The following is a 13,968-nucleotide window of genomic DNA, read 5'->3' as shown; positions in this document are numbered from 1 at the left end:
AGTCACGACGAATTCCGGTCGTCAGCGCTAGCCGCCGCTCTTTTCGGTAAACTAGCGGTTTCCGGGAGGCACTCCCTCCCGTTGCTTACTCGGTTTCCCCATGTCGAACACCCACGAAATCCGCCCCGGCCAGTCCGTCGAACTGCTCAAGGAACTCCATATCCTGACGCGCGACGGCAAGATGAATCAGGACAGCCGGCGCAAGCTCAAGCAGGTCTATCACCTGTTTCAGTTCATCGAGCCGTTGCTTCAGGAAGTCAAGACCGAAAACGGCCGTGTGACGCTCGTCGATCACGGCGCAGGCAAGTCTTATCTGGGCTTCATTCTCTACGATCTGTTCTTCAAAGCGCTGGCGGACGATTCACACATCTTCGGCATCGAAACCCGCGAAGCCCTCGTCAAGACCTCGCAAGCCTTGGCACAACGCCTCGGCTTTCCGGGGATGTCGTTCCTGAATCTTTCGGTGGCCGATTCGATCACGTCGTCGGCGCTGCCCGAGACGGTCGACGTTGTCACTGCGCTGCACGCATGCAATACCGCGACCGACGACGCCATCCGCTTCGCATTGGCCAAACAGGCGCGCCACATCGTGCTGGTGCCATGCTGTCAGGCCGAAGTGGCTGCCGTGTTGCGCAAGCACAAGGGCCAGCAACTGGCGGGCAATGCGCTCACGGAAATCTGGCGTCATCCGCTGCACACGCGCGAATTCGGCAGTCAGGTCACCAACGTACTCCGCTGCCTGCAACTCGAAGCCCATGGCTATCAGGTCAACGTGACTGAACTTGTGGGCTGGGAGCACTCGATGAAGAACGAGCTGATCGTCGCGCAGTACAAGAATCTGCCGCGCCGCCGTCCCGCAGAGCGCCTACAGAGCGTGCTGGAATCGCTGGGGCTGGAAGAGATGCGCGAACGCTTCTTCACCGCCCCCGTCGCACAGGCCTGAAGCGTTCCGATATCCGGGGCGCCGGAACGGATGCGCCCCGGCAAATCCGATGCATCCGAACGCCTATGTCGCCCGTATTCGTCGGCATGGACTTTCTTCGAGGCACCGCTATGCCTAGCGCCAGTCTGCTTCCGCCGGACACGATGCGCCACGTCACATCGAAGGTGCTATATTGCTCGCAACGTCAACGCTATGGCCCATGCCACGGCCTCGTCCGTATGAGCGACACGCCCGAAAGCGCCAACCGAGTACGTCCATCGAGTCCGTCGAGCCTCTCCCGCTCGGGCGAAAGCCGTGCCGACGCCACATGGCACGACACGTTAAACCGCACCCTCGTCGCAGTCGGGCAAGAAGATCGCGAGGCGTTTGCCGAGCTCTACCGGGCGACGTCCTCACGGCTGTTCGGCGTGATCCTGCGCATGGTGCGCGAGCGTGCCGAGGCTGAAGACCTGCTTCAAGACGTCTTCGTCAACATCTGGCGACGTGCAGAGGCTTTCGACCCCGCCCGAGGCAACGCCATGACGTGGCTCATCGCACTGGTACGAAACCGCACCATCGACCGTCTGCGCGAACACCGCGAGGCCGCGCTGGATGAGCTGGACGCCCTTGCCATCCCCTCCGAAGATCCGACGCCCGCAGCCCTGGCAGAAGCCACCGAAGCGCGCCAGCGCCTCGAAGATTGCATGCAGCGATTGGAACCACAGCAGCGCGGCGTCGTGCGGGAAGCGTTCTTTAGCGGCGCCTCGTATAGCGAACTTGCCACCCGCCTGAGCGTGCCGCTCGGGACAATGAAAAGCTGGATCCGGCGCAGCCTGATGCAACTGAAGGTGTGCCTCGATCAATGAATACGCCCGCCAACCAAGACGACGACCTGCGCTGCGCCGAATATGCACTCGGCGTACTGGACGCCACGGAACGACGCGAGCTGGAGCAGTCCGCTAGCGTCGACCCACTCGTCCGGGAAAGCCTCGACCAGTGGCAGCAGCGTGTTGCACCACTGACGGAAGATGTCGCGCCGGTCGAACCGCCGCCACGCGTCTGGCAGCGCATTCAGCACGACCTTGGTCTGACAGTAACCGCCGCCCAGCCGAAGCCCGCTGCCATGACCTCCCTGTGGGACAACCTGGGACTCTGGCGCTGGCTGGCGATCGGTGCGAGCGTGGCGACGCTCGCTCTGCTGGCCGTCAACGTCGGCACGCTCACGCAACCACGCGGGCCTGCGCCGGTCGCCACCAGCGCGTACATGGTGGCGACGATCGCGCGGCAGGACGGCGTTGCCCACTGGACAGCAACGCTCGACATGCACCGCGCCAACATGGTCGTCGTGCCGGCCGACAAACCCACCATCGAGCCCGGCCGGACCACGGAGCTTTGGCTGATTCCGCACAATGCCAAGCCGATTCCGCTCGGCGTTTTTGCCGCCGACCAACCCGCGTCGATGGCGCTCTCGCCCGAGATCCTCGCGAAGGTCGGCAGCAACGCCGTGCTCGCCGTGTCGATCGAACCGCCGGGTGGCTCGCCGACCGGTCAGCCGACCGGTCCGGTGGTCGCCACAGGGACCATTCGTCCCGCCTGACGGCATTACTCGCCATGGCTCTCCGCCTTATCTGACAGGGCTGTCCGCATTCGGGACAGCCCTTTTTCCGTCCGCTGCCCTGAAATATTTCTGCGGGTCGTGCATCCGCCGGCGCGTGGCATCCGTACAGCGCAATATCGCACCCCGAATTCGCTGTCGGAGCCCGCATGCCAGTTGCCGTCGCCACCGCCTTCGTCATCGCATTTGCCGGAATGAGCCTCGCGCTGATTGCCGCATGGCTCTACCAATGGCGCACGCAGAACGCGGGCATGGTCGACCGGGCGTGATCGCGATGCTGTTGGCGACGGCGTTCTTCGTGCCTGCGTTCAACCCGAAGACACCGTCTGTGGCCACCATCGTCGTCGCCTCGCTGATCTGGCTCGCCGCCGTGGCCGGGGAGGCCTCCGCCGACCGTCAATTGCGACGTTTTACCGCCGATCCCCGCCATCAGGGCGAGGTCTGCCAAGCCGGATCAACGGTGGCGCATGTTCTACATGGCCGTCGCCGAGCTCTTCGATTACGCGCGAGGGCGCGAATGGGGTGTTGGCCATTACTTATTCGAAAAGCATCTGGCGCCCGGCATGTCCGGCAAATCCCCCTTCTGACGGGAGATATCGATGAACCCACCGACTGTCACGCAGCCGCCCGGCCAACGTGTCGCCGTCGTCGGCGCAGGCATTGCCGGGCTCGCCAGCGCCTATTTTCTTGCCCGCAAGCATCGCGTGACGCTGTTCGAAGCCGGCGGCTACGTTGGCGGGCACACGAACACCGTCGACGTGACGCTAGACGGCGTCAGCGCCCCGGTCGACACCGGCTTTCTCGTGTTCAACGACCGCACGTATCCCAACCTGATCGCGCTTTTCGACGAACTCGGCGTGCGAGCCCTCGCAAGCCACATGTCGTTCTCGGTATCGGAACGCCTCCCCGCTGCCCGCCGTCTGGTTGCTGCGCGGCCACGTGACCCACGCACGGTTGCACCCGGTCAGGCATGCGTTCTCCTATCCGATGTTCCAACTCGCCTGCGATCTGGAACGTTCCGGGGCGGTGTGCCGCTCTTGGTTCGCCTGGGACCGATGGCGCGTGCTCAGCCTGAAGTCGAGCGACTACGGCCCGCACGACGGCAGCGCGCTGGTGCCATGGATGCGAGCGCGCCTCGCGGACGCGGGCATTCCGGCCGACGGCGTGATCTGGTTGCAGACGGTTCCGCGCATGGCGGGCTACGCCTTCAACCCCGTGAGCTTCTGGTATTGCCACGACCGCGAGGGGAATCTGCGCGCACTTTACGCCGACGTGCGCAACACCTTCGGCCAACATCACGGCTATTTGCTCAGCGCCACTGCCCATGCTGCCATTCACACCGGCACCCGGCTCGTCTGCCGCAAGGTCTTTCACGTCTCGCCGTTCTGCGACGTCGAGGGTCGGTACGAATTCCATGTGCGGCGCGAGGGACGGTCATGGTCGGTCGCCATCGATTACTACGTGGGGGACGAATTACGCCTGCGCACGGCGCTTGCCATGCGTGCCGAGCCGTTCACTGCGCGGGGCGTCTTGGGAACGGCGCTCGCGCACCCTCTGAACGCGATCAATATTGTCGTAAGAATTCATTGGCAAGCGCTCCTGCTTTGGCTCAAGCGCGTGCCCTTTCACGGCCGGACACCCCCTGCGCTCTCCGCAACGCCACCGGGAAATACCGCGCCGTCCGATCGGGAGATACGGTCATGATTCCGCTTCGTTTGCTCTCGCCCTACCCCGTCGCGCCGATCTCGGCCCGATGGTTCCTCGCACTGTTGCGCCGCATCCGGACCGGGCATCTGACGCTCATCTGTCCCGATGGCACCCGCCACGTTTTAGGCAGCCCCCACAGCCAACCGGGCGCCACGTTGCTGGTACATGACTGGCGCGCGTGCCGCCGTATTCTGCGCGCAGGCGACGTCGGCTTCGCAGAGGCGTACCGCGCGGGATGGGTCAGCTCACCCGATATGGTCACGCTGCTGCGGCTCGCGATTCGCAATCTCTCGTCGATCTCCGAGACAGTGAGGGGCTCGCGGCTTGCCAACGTCTGGTATCGCCTGCGGCATCGTCTGCGCGGCAATACGCACGCGGGCAGCCGTCGCAATATTCACGCGCATTACGATCTCGGCAACGACTTCTATGGCCTCTGGCTCGACTCGACGTGGACTTACTCGAGCCGCATGTTCGAGGGCGACGAGAATCGTTCGCTCGCCGCGGCCCAACACGCCAAGTACCAGCGGATCGTCGATACGCTGGCGCTAGGCCCCGGCGACCGTGTGCTCGAGATCGGCTGCGGCTGGGGCGGATTTGCCCTGCACGCGGCGCGGCTTGGAATCGCGGTGCATGGCGTCACCATCTCGCGAGCGCAATACACACTCGCCAAAGCGCGCATCGACGCGGCAGGATTGGGGCACCTCGCCCAGATTTCGCTCACCGATTACCGCGACGTGCAGGGGCAATTCACCGCCATCGTCTCCATCGAGATGTTCGAAGCGGTGGGCGAAGCGTACTGGCCGACCTTCTTCGACACGCTCAAGACCCGTCTACTGCCCGGCGGTCGCGCACTCATTCAGTCGATCACCATCGACGACAACGCCTTTGCCGCGTATCGCGTCTCGAGCGACTTCATCCGCGAGTTCATCTTTCCCGGCGGCATGCTGCCGAGTGCAGAACGATTCGTGAGTACGGCCCGCGATTGCGGCCTGAGCGTGACCGAGACGCTGAGTTTCGGGCTCGACTACGCCAGAACCCTGCAACACTGGAACGCGGCCTTCGAAGCGCAGCTCGATGCGGTGCGCGCGCAAGGCTTCGACGACACATTCATCCGCACATGGCAGCTCTATCTCCAATACTGCCAGGCGGCCTTTGCCGAGCAACGCATCGGTGTGAAGCACTTCGTTGTGAAACGCGATCGCTGAAGCGGCTGGCAGAAGCCCCTGATTTTCCAGGGGGTTATTGCGTTCGATACGATAATTATGGTCTTCGGCGGCTCGTCGGCGCGCACATTGCAGGCGAATATCCCGGCGGCAACGACAATCGCTGCGCCTAGCCATCGAAGCCGCCATCCCGAACGCCATCCGGCGACGCTTCTCTTCGCCCGAAGCCGGCTGCTGCTGCGTGTCGTCGGATTGCTCCTGCGCTTTTATCAAGTCCTGCGTCAACGCCATATTGGCGGACGCTTTGGCCCATCCGGGGTGCAGCTTGAGCGCGATGCCATAGGCTTTGATCCCGCCCCCGGCGAGTTGCCCATATAGAACGCGGCTGTATCGTGCTTTTGCTGAGAGAAGATTTGCGAGAACGCGACGAGCGCATCGTCGTCATCCTTGGAGGCTTACTGCGCGCGGCCGGCTCCCCAGGAGCACATGACCGTCTGCAAGCAAGGCGATCAGAATCTGCCGGACCACCGCCCTTTGCCCGACGACCGCCTCATAATGCCGGTAATTTAAATTATCTTAAAAATAACTCGGCACTCCTTTGCCAATTCAAATGCCATAAGCACATTAAGCAAACAAACGAATCAAGTCAAAGAATAATTTATATAGACGTCAAAAATTTCAATTGAGTTTGTTTGGATTAGATAATAGCCTTGAATCCAATTTCGAGACCGGCGTGCGCGATATCAAGAGCTCGATGCGGCATCGATTCGTCAGCGTTTCGCGCAGCCGGGCGTAGCACAAGCGCTCAGGGAAGTCGACATCGAATACGCCCCGTGGGTCGGACGTCAAGCCTTCGCGCTCGACGGCGATCGCAACACGTGGGCTCGTCAACTTGGCACAGCCATGCAGCTCGACGGCGCCAACCCGTATTTCCGCTGGTTTGCCGGCGAGCGTAATAGCAATAACGGCAGTCCCGGCAATCCCGGCAGTTCACGCAATCCCCGCCAATGATGTCCGAGGCCACCAACATGTCGCATCTGTGCCCCACGTCTGTTTCGTCATTCACGAATCCCCGATCTACCGTGCGCCGGCGAGCGCGTGCGGTGCAAACACTGAGTGCTACGCTGCTGGCGCTCGCCGTCGTTACGCCCTTAGCCAACGCGACGGAAGGCGCGCTAGGGCGACCGCTCAGCGGCACGGGCGTGCAGCCGAACGCGGGCGTCGTCTCCCCGGAGCCGATCTGGGCCGTCAACGTGGCGGAAATTTATTTCGACGGCAACATGGGCGGCAGTCGTCAGGCGCCGATTGCGGGCAAGACGTCATTGGGGCTGGAGGGGGAACTGTCGTTCACGCTCGCCACGCTGATGAAAACGTGGGACACGGGCACCGGCGCGTGGAATTTCGCGTCTAGCTTCACGCTGCCCTATTTGTGGACCAAGGCGAGCGCGACACTCGGCGTGGGCGAGCGCTCGGCCACGACGTCGCAGAACGCATCGAATCTGTTCGACATTACCTTCACGCCGATCATCGCGGGTTATCACTTCTCGAAGACCGATCACATGTCGTTCTCGGTGGCGATCTGGGCGCCGACCGGGCGTTACGACCCGAATTCACTGGCCAACCCCAGTCTGAACAACTGGACGTTCATCCCGCAGGTCGCTTACACGAAGTTCGTGCCGTCCTACGACCTCGAGTTCGACGTCATTGCCGGAGTGCAGTTCTACACGCGCAATACCGCCACCGACTACCAGAACGCCCCGCTCTTCACGCTGGACGTCATGGGTCTGAAGAAGTTTTCGAACGGCCTGGGCATCGGTCTGGTGATAGGCACGACGCAACAACTCGGCAACGACAGCGGCCCGAGCGCGGATCGTCTCAACGGATTTCGCGGCCATGACTTTGCGATGGGCCCGATCGTGACCTACGACACCAAGCTGGACGGCAAACATCCGTTATCGTTCTCCGCGCGCTGGGTGCCGACCGTCGCCGCCACGAATCGTCTGAAGAGCACGAAAACGTTCATGGCAACGGCGACGTTGATCTTCTGAGCGAATGCCACCGGACCGCTGCAAACACGGGTGTCGCCCGTGCGTGGCGCGGCCCGGCGACGTGTCAACTAAAGCGCAGCGACTGTTCGGTGACGCGACTCTCCATGTTGTGCGTCATGCCCACCAGACCGTTGAGCCCCTTCGTGGCGCTCGCTGACTGGATGTTGGCGCTGATCACGAAACGCCCCTCCCGATACGCGGGATCATGGTGAATACGTCTCATGTCCGTCTCGGCCTCGGCCGCACGCGGCATGTCGTTGAGCTTGCGCGAGAGGCCCGCGTCGGCCGCCAGCAGATTGACCGTATCGACGTGATTGCCCCATTCCCAATAAAGCTGCGGCGCTGCGGTGAGGTCATGCTGCGCCAGCAACTGACCCGTGAATTCGCCAAGCACGCGCTTTTCGATGTCCACGGACACCTCTGGCGCGCTCCCGTGGCGCGCACCGAAGAATTTCTTCGATTTGTCTTGCGCGAAGCGATCGAAGTCGCTGGATAACGCCCCCACGAAGGACGCCGGGTCGTCGTAGGTCGTGATGGCGCAACTTGTCGGCAGTTGTTTGCCGTCCACCAGAATCCGGCTGGTCGAGCGCGTTTCGCCGCACTTGAATACGTCTGCCGACCCTGCACCGACGCGACCCGCAACCAGTTGAGTGAATGTCGAGATATGGTCGCCGACGGCGTGCGACGCGGCGCCTGCGGCGGTGCTCGCCAACTGGTCGGTCACGAGTCCGCTGAAGGTGGCGAGCGTACCGTCGACACTGGCTTTGAACGTGTGGGCATCGGCGGTCTTGATCGTCTTCAGCGTGCCGGAGAGATCCTGATAGTCGGTTGCGCTGATCTTCATCTGACCGGAGATCCGCACATTGGGGCCCACGCTGAAGTGTCCGGCCGTCACGCCGACGCCACCGTTCACGCTGCCGGTCGTGATGTGGCTGGGTCCGGTGATCTCGAAACGTCCCACCGAGATCTGGTCGCCGAACGCCTGATACGCCGACTTGACCAGCGACCCCTGATCTTCCTTGTTGCCGGGCCGCTGCAATGCCCCGTCGCCATGACCGCCGCCCGCAACGTCGAGCAACAACGCCACGAGCTGCGCCTTCTTCGCGGCGAGGTCGCGGTCGCCGCCGACACCGCCGGACAGATGTCGCGGGAAGCCGAACACAGCGCCTTCATAATGCAGGTCCTCATAAGCCTGCTGAAGATCCGCCCCGGCGGACGCCGAGACTTTGTACTCTTCCGAGACGGCCAGACGAGGGCCGATCGAGGCGCCCGCCCCGCCTTGCGCCTGCTTGACCGTGGCCACGCCCATGCGTAGATAGCTGCGGTCGGTGCCGACCCCGGACTCGAACGTGACATACCGCTTGCGACCGCCGCCCAGATCGAGGCGCAGCGAACTGGTGCCCGCGCTCAGAATGCCGGAGATGATCTCGGAGATGCCGCGCGTCGTGCCTTGCGTGAAGCCACCATGGGTCATCGAAAAACCCGAGCCGAGTTCTTCGCCTCGCACCATGTCGGCCAGCACCTTGCTGGCCGCCTCCCGCGTGGCGCCTTTGATGGACGGCGTTTCCACGGCGGGGGCTTGGTCCAGTGCCGCGCGGGCGAAGCCCTGGGCAAATAGCGCCCAATCGGGCTGAGCGCCGGCGGGTGTCTTGCCCGTGAGGTGCTTCAGCGCGGCTTCGTCTGCCGGGCCACCGGCATCGGCCGCCCAGCGCAGCAAGGCCGCAGGGGTGAGGCGGCCGCCCTCCTCGTCGAGCAACTCGTCGATCCGACGTGTCAGCGAGTCGGTGCGCCCGGCACTCCCGCTAGCCGGGTGACGAATCATCCCCAGAACGCCTTCACGCGCAGCGGCGCGCATCTGCGCGGTCGGCTCGTCACCCCGTGCGTATCGCGGCAGGAGGACCGTATTCGCTTGCACGGACTGCAACACGGCGAGCCGGACGAGGCTGCGCAGCATTGCATCGTCCGGCGATGACGTGGACGCCTTGCCATGGGCGTCCAGCAATGGCAGCCCTCCTGGCCCGCCGCCTTGTTTCATTGCTCGTTCGAGCACGTCGATCATGTCCTTGACGGCGCGGCCTTCATGGATGCCGCCCGTGTGCGAGAGGCCAAAGCCGACGTCACGGCCGTCCGGCGCGATGACTGCGTTGTATGCGTGGTACGGACTCTTTCCCTGATGCAACCCGAATCGTCTCAGCAAGGACTTCAGGACATTGCTCGTGTCGCTGCGCAATGCGCGATCGACGTGCTTGCCGCAACTCTTGGCGGCGCGGGACTCGACCCGCTGGAACTCGCTGGGGCTGCCATCCGCGTTGCGGCGTGCATCGGTCACCATGTCGCCGCGCAACATCTGTACGGCGAACGCGCAGCCGTGGCGCCGCGTGACGGCGGGATCGAGTTCGTCGTGCAATGCCAGCAGCGCCTTTTCTGCCAACGTGAGCGAGACGCCCGGCGGCGTTGCGGCGCCTGCGCGGCCCGGCCACGCGTGTGCATCGCCGGCGCCACGCGCTGCGTCGATGGCCGTGGCAATGGCCCCCTGCCCGTAGATGGCTGCCGGGTCGACACGGTCGCCGCCCGTGACACGCGCTACCTCCGACGCGGCACGCAAATAGGCGCGGACCATGCCGGTCTGTGCCTCGGTCATGGGCAGGCGTTGCCTGTCACCACCGGCATTGGGGCGAGACGTGACCTTATCCAGAAGCGCCAGGCCGATGCCGCCCTCCATGGATTCGAGCTGTGCCGCGAACTGCCAGCCCATCTTGCTCTGGGGCGTCGCCTGCTTGTGATCGGGCGACGGGTGGAGGATGTCGTCGATGATGCGCAGATCGCGCAGTCCGCGCACGGCGTCGATGGCCTTATCCGCCGAGGGGAACGCCAGTGCGAGCGACTTGGCAAGCAATGCCGTCTGCGCGTGACTGAGATCCGCGGTTTCACGAAGACCGGAAAGTGTCGCGCTCAAGCGCTGCTTCTCTGCAGGCGTCCCCTTGAAATGCTTGTCCAGCACACGCCTCAATTCTGCTGGGGTATCCAGCTTCGTCAGCGCACTGCTCGGCTTGGCCGTGGCACGTTCCGATGCTGCCGAGACGCCTGATGCGGTAAGCGTTTCGGGCACCGTGGGCGCGTCTTGCCCTTCGTTGCGCACCACGCTCTGTTTCTTGGGTTTCGCCGACGACGTGATCGTATGGAATGGCGTCAGCGACACGGTCGTTTGCGAAATACCGAAACCATGTTTGTAAGACGCCGTTTGCAACTGCGCCTTGATGCGGCTCAATTGAGCACGCATGCTGCTCTTGCCCTTTTGCGGGGCTGACGCGGCCGCCTGCGCCGCTTGCCGGCGACCGCTCAGGCCCGAGAGCGATGGAACGCTCTCGCGGGAATGTCGTTGCGCGACGGGCCCCGACTGGGAACGCGCTGGGTCGACGTCAGGCTCGGTGGGCGTGTCCATCAGGCGAGCGCCCAACTTCCTCAGTTCAAGACTCACGATTGCCTCCGTATGGAATCGCGCTCCGCGACGCTATGCGGGCGTCGCGGAGATTTCGGGGAATGCTGCAACGGTGAGGCGGCGAAGCGGTACGCTCAGGCGGCGCGTGCGGCCTCCATTTCGGCGCGCACCGTGGCGGCACTGAGGGGTTGCTCTGCGTTCGGATTGATGAGGTGCTTCTCGTAGAACGCGGGCGTGAGGACGTTGTTTTCGAAGTCGCGAACCTTGTCTCGCGCGCCCGAAATGACGTTCTCGTAGGTGTGATTCAGGATGTTCTCCTTCGCCTGGGGCGACAACTGGCTCATCACCTCCGTGTACATCTTTTTGGTCTCGTTCCACTTCGCTGTGCTGACCGGGGCGAGCGTGTCCGATCCGAAGCAGATGCGGGTGCTGTTCTTCTCGAGGAATTCGACCCAGGCCTGCTTCGTCGCCGGATTGTTGACCTGCTTGGCGACTTCGCTCCACGAGATATCGAGATACAGGTTCGGGCAGTCCTTGAGCAGTTGCGTCAGACGGTCGAGGTGACCCTTGCCTTGCTGCACGAATCGGCCAAGCCCGCCGCCGTGTGCCCAGATGATCGTGGTGTCCTTGATGCGCGGATCCGTGAACATCTCGCGCAGGCCCGCGAAGTTGGCCGGATCGCGCGCCGGTGCGTTGTCGCCGTGACGGGCGTCTTCGATCTGGGCGCGAAGATTGTCGATGTCGCAGTGCAGGACAACCGGCATGCCCACCACGCCCGCCATCTCAAGCGTGTTCTTCAGGCCGTTGAGGCCGTTGCCGCGATTCTGGGTGTTCGACTGACCGCGTTGCCCAGCGTACATGTTTTCGACGAGTTCCTTGTGAACCGTGATTTCGCCGATACCGGTGAAGGTGCCCTTGTTGTGAAAAAGCTCCACCAGGAGTTTCACGCCGCTGCGCAGATCGCCGAGGTTCAAACCCGTGATCATCGGGTCCAGACGGCTGCGCTCGGCCTGGCTCAGATTGGCCTTGTTGAGCTGACTTGCCAGATGGCTGTTCACTGCGGTGTCGAGATAGAGTTCGCCACGCTGGACGATTTCGTCGATCAGCCCCGGATTCTTCTTGAAATCTTCGATGGACAGCGGCATGCCGCCGTTGCGCTTCATCTCCCGCTCCTGAATGTCCTTGGGCACGTAGTAGGACTCCAGCCCACAGTCGTGCAACGCCTCGTGGCCGTGGTCATGCCCCACCACAGCGCCCGCCTGCGTCTCGCGTGCGAAGGCCGCCGGGTTGATGGCTTGCCGGTTGTTTTCCAGAATTTGCAGCGACGTCGGAATCGGCATCATGGTCGACGCCCGGATCCCGATCTCATCCATCATCCTGAGCACCTGCTTGGGCGTGAGGCCCTGCTGGACGTAGTTGGTCGGGTGCATGTGACTGTCGGTATGGGGCTCGTTGCCCATCGCGTTCGGCATGACGAACTTCGGCGTACCGAAGTGATTGCCACGCACAGGCGTTCCGTCGGCCAGCGTGATGCCGGAATGCGCCAGCTCGGTCGCAACGAGCTTGTCCGGACGGACGCTCTTGTCGGCAAATGTCTTCTGGTTGAGCACCCTCTGGCGCGGGCCGGCGTCTTTCGATGCCGTCGACGATCCCCCCGTCGGGCGCTTTTTCAGTCCCGCGAACCTACCGTCCTTCGCTCGCCCGGCGGGCGTTCCGGACGGGGTGTTTTGCGGGGCTGCCGACGTTGATGCCGGGTCTTGGCCGTGGGTCGTCAGATGGGTGTCGCGAGGGCCGATAGCACTTTTCTTCATGGAATGTCTCGTCTTCAGAGTCTTGTGGTTTTCACGTGCGTGCAACCAATGTATCGATTCTCAAGTCGGGACAGCACCGCAATCCGAAGCGTTTGCGCGCTACGCGAAGATGAACGAAATTGGGGCGCAATCGATGCGACATGCACCGATTCGAGCGACACCCTCGCACCGAATGCGTGCCGCATCGCGGAGCCCGCGCTTTGCGCCGAAGAATTTAGGTAGAAGAAATCTCGCGAAACATTGTCCGGTTGGTGACAGATCGCGCAGCCACCTCACTTCCACAATGATCCTCTCGAGTCAGTCAGGGCTGCACCTGCCTGCCCTCGCTGATGTCCCGCAACGTTTCGCTGTCGAGCAGCGTGATGCGCCCGTAGCGCACGCGCACGAGGTGCCGGTCGAGGAACCAGCGGAATTCCCGGTTCAGATACTGCCGCGACGCCATCAGCAAGGCTGCCAGGTCTTCCTGCGAGAGTCTCAGGCTCAGGGTGATGCCATCGCCATCGGGCACGCCGTAGCGCTGGGCGAGCGCCAGCAACTGATAGGCGAGCCGGGCCCGGAACGGCATGAGGCTGTGACGGCCGAGCCGGTCGTGCAGACCGCGTGCGCGCCCGGCGATCAGACGCAGCAGCGACGCGCTGAGCGTCGGATCGCGCTCGAACTGGCGTTGCAGCGCCTGAGCAGGAATATGAAACAGACGGGTGAGCCCCCGGGCGCGCTGATGGTGAACCGAGGTCTCGCCCGTGAGCACGGCAATGAAATTCGCGACCTCGCCGGGGGGAATGAAGTCTTCGACGGCGCGCCCGCCCTCCGGGGTCGTCCACTGCCACTCGAGAACGCCCGAGAGGATGACGTGGATGTCGGTGCACGGATCGCCGGCCGCGTAGATCAGCGTGCCGTCGGGGTACGTCTGCAAATGGCCCGCTTCGATCAGGGCACCAAGCACGTCGTCGGACCACGTACGCAGGCCTGCGTTGTTGCGAAACGCGGTCCAGACAATTTCGCGCTGCCGGGCCGTGAGATCGCGCCCGTTGGAGCGCAACGGCAAATGGGACGCCGCCTGCACGGCAATGTCTTGGCCGGCATTGCCATAGCCGGCAGGAAGTGCGGAAGGTTGCTGCATGACGCCAGATATTTTGTAGGGGATGGGCGGGACAACGTGCCGATGACAAGCGCGTCGTATCGCCGGGGGGATCGGCCACCGTACCGCGTTTTGGCGTCGTCCCTAATGATGAATCGGCATATCGAAATTCGACTCAGGAGCGT

Annotated in this window: 10 protein-coding genes and 2 pseudogenes; 9 read left to right on the top strand and 3 right to left on the bottom strand. The window is 63.3% G+C overall.

The genetic code is table 11. The annotated features are described in order from the left end of the window. Window positions 1-100 precede the first annotated feature (100 nt). The 9 genes and pseudogenes from ACIPHM_RS00840 (at window position 101) to ACIPHM_RS00800 (ending at window position 7,455) form a co-directional block, all read left to right on the top strand. On the top strand, window positions 101-943 hold the full coding sequence (locus ACIPHM_RS00840) for a class I SAM-dependent methyltransferase (RefSeq protein WP_400323388.1): 843 nt from the start codon (window positions 101-103) through the stop codon (window positions 941-943). A gap of 218 nt (window positions 944-1,161) precedes the next feature. After that, window positions 1,162-1,788: a sigma-70 family RNA polymerase sigma factor gene (locus ACIPHM_RS00835; RefSeq protein ID WP_400323385.1), complete on the top strand. Its 627-nt coding sequence runs from the start codon at window positions 1,162-1,164 to the stop codon at window positions 1,786-1,788. After that, window positions 1,785-2,519 (top strand): anti-sigma factor domain-containing protein, encoded by a 735-nt coding sequence (locus tag ACIPHM_RS00830; protein WP_400323382.1) that lies wholly within the window; start codon window positions 1,785-1,787, stop codon window positions 2,517-2,519. The genes ACIPHM_RS00835 and ACIPHM_RS00830 overlap by 4 nt, the downstream gene beginning before the upstream one ends. A 235-nt stretch (window positions 2,520-2,754) precedes the next feature. Then, a pseudogene (locus tag ACIPHM_RS00825) lies at window positions 2,755-2,931 on the top strand (hypothetical protein); the annotation flags it as partial. A gap of 205 nt (window positions 2,932-3,136) precedes the next feature. After that, a pseudogene (locus tag ACIPHM_RS00820) lies at window positions 3,137-3,505 on the top strand (FAD-dependent oxidoreductase); the annotation flags it as partial. Further along, complete coding sequence (locus tag ACIPHM_RS00815; RefSeq protein ID WP_400324286.1) at window positions 3,447-4,241, top strand: DUF1365 domain-containing protein; 795 nt, start codon at window positions 3,447-3,449, stop codon at window positions 4,239-4,241. The pseudogene ACIPHM_RS00820 and the gene ACIPHM_RS00815, both read left to right, overlap by 59 nt. Continuing rightward, the gene (locus ACIPHM_RS00810) at window positions 4,238-5,449 is read left to right on the top strand and encodes a class I SAM-dependent methyltransferase (RefSeq protein ID WP_400324284.1); all 1,212 of its coding nucleotides are present in this window, start codon (window positions 4,238-4,240) and stop codon (window positions 5,447-5,449) included. The genes ACIPHM_RS00815 and ACIPHM_RS00810 overlap by 4 nt, the downstream gene beginning before the upstream one ends. Before the next feature lie 57 nt (window positions 5,450-5,506). Next, entirely contained in the window at window positions 5,507-5,785 is a 279-nt protein-coding gene (locus ACIPHM_RS00805; RefSeq protein ID WP_400323379.1) for a hypothetical protein, read from the top strand. Between the two features lie 725 nt (window positions 5,786-6,510). Beyond that, window positions 6,511-7,455 carry a transporter gene (locus ACIPHM_RS00800; protein ID WP_400323376.1) on the top strand — a complete coding sequence of 315 codons (945 nt, stop codon included), beginning with the start codon at window positions 6,511-6,513 and terminating at the stop codon, window positions 7,453-7,455. A gap of 64 nt (window positions 7,456-7,519) precedes the next feature. Here ACIPHM_RS00800 and ACIPHM_RS00795 read toward each other — a convergent pair whose 3' ends face one another. The 3 genes from ACIPHM_RS00795 to ACIPHM_RS00785 all read right to left on the bottom strand — a co-directional run bounded on the left by ACIPHM_RS00795 (window position 7,520) and on the right by ACIPHM_RS00785 (window position 13,825). Then, complete coding sequence (locus ACIPHM_RS00795) at window positions 7,520-10,933, bottom strand: hypothetical protein (RefSeq protein ID WP_400323373.1); 3,414 nt, start codon at window positions 10,931-10,933, stop codon at window positions 7,520-7,522. Window positions 10,934-11,028: 95 nt separating this feature from the next. Then, window positions 11,029-12,705 carry an amidohydrolase family protein gene (locus tag ACIPHM_RS00790; RefSeq protein WP_400323371.1) on the bottom strand — a complete coding sequence of 559 codons (1,677 nt, stop codon included), beginning with the start codon at window positions 12,703-12,705 and terminating at the stop codon, window positions 11,029-11,031. Between the two features lie 301 nt (window positions 12,706-13,006). Further along, window positions 13,007-13,825, bottom strand: coding sequence for a Crp/Fnr family transcriptional regulator (locus tag ACIPHM_RS00785; protein ID WP_400323368.1), 819 nt, complete (start codon window positions 13,823-13,825; stop codon window positions 13,007-13,009). Window positions 13,826-13,968: the final 143 nt, after the last annotated feature.

It is taken from the genome of Pandoraea sp. NPDC087047, assembly GCF_044745225.1.
Lineage (GTDB): Bacteria > Pseudomonadota > Gammaproteobacteria > Burkholderiales > Burkholderiaceae > Pandoraea.
The sequence above is the reverse complement of the archived record's forward strand: the minus strand, read 5'-3'. Positions and strand labels throughout refer to the sequence as shown.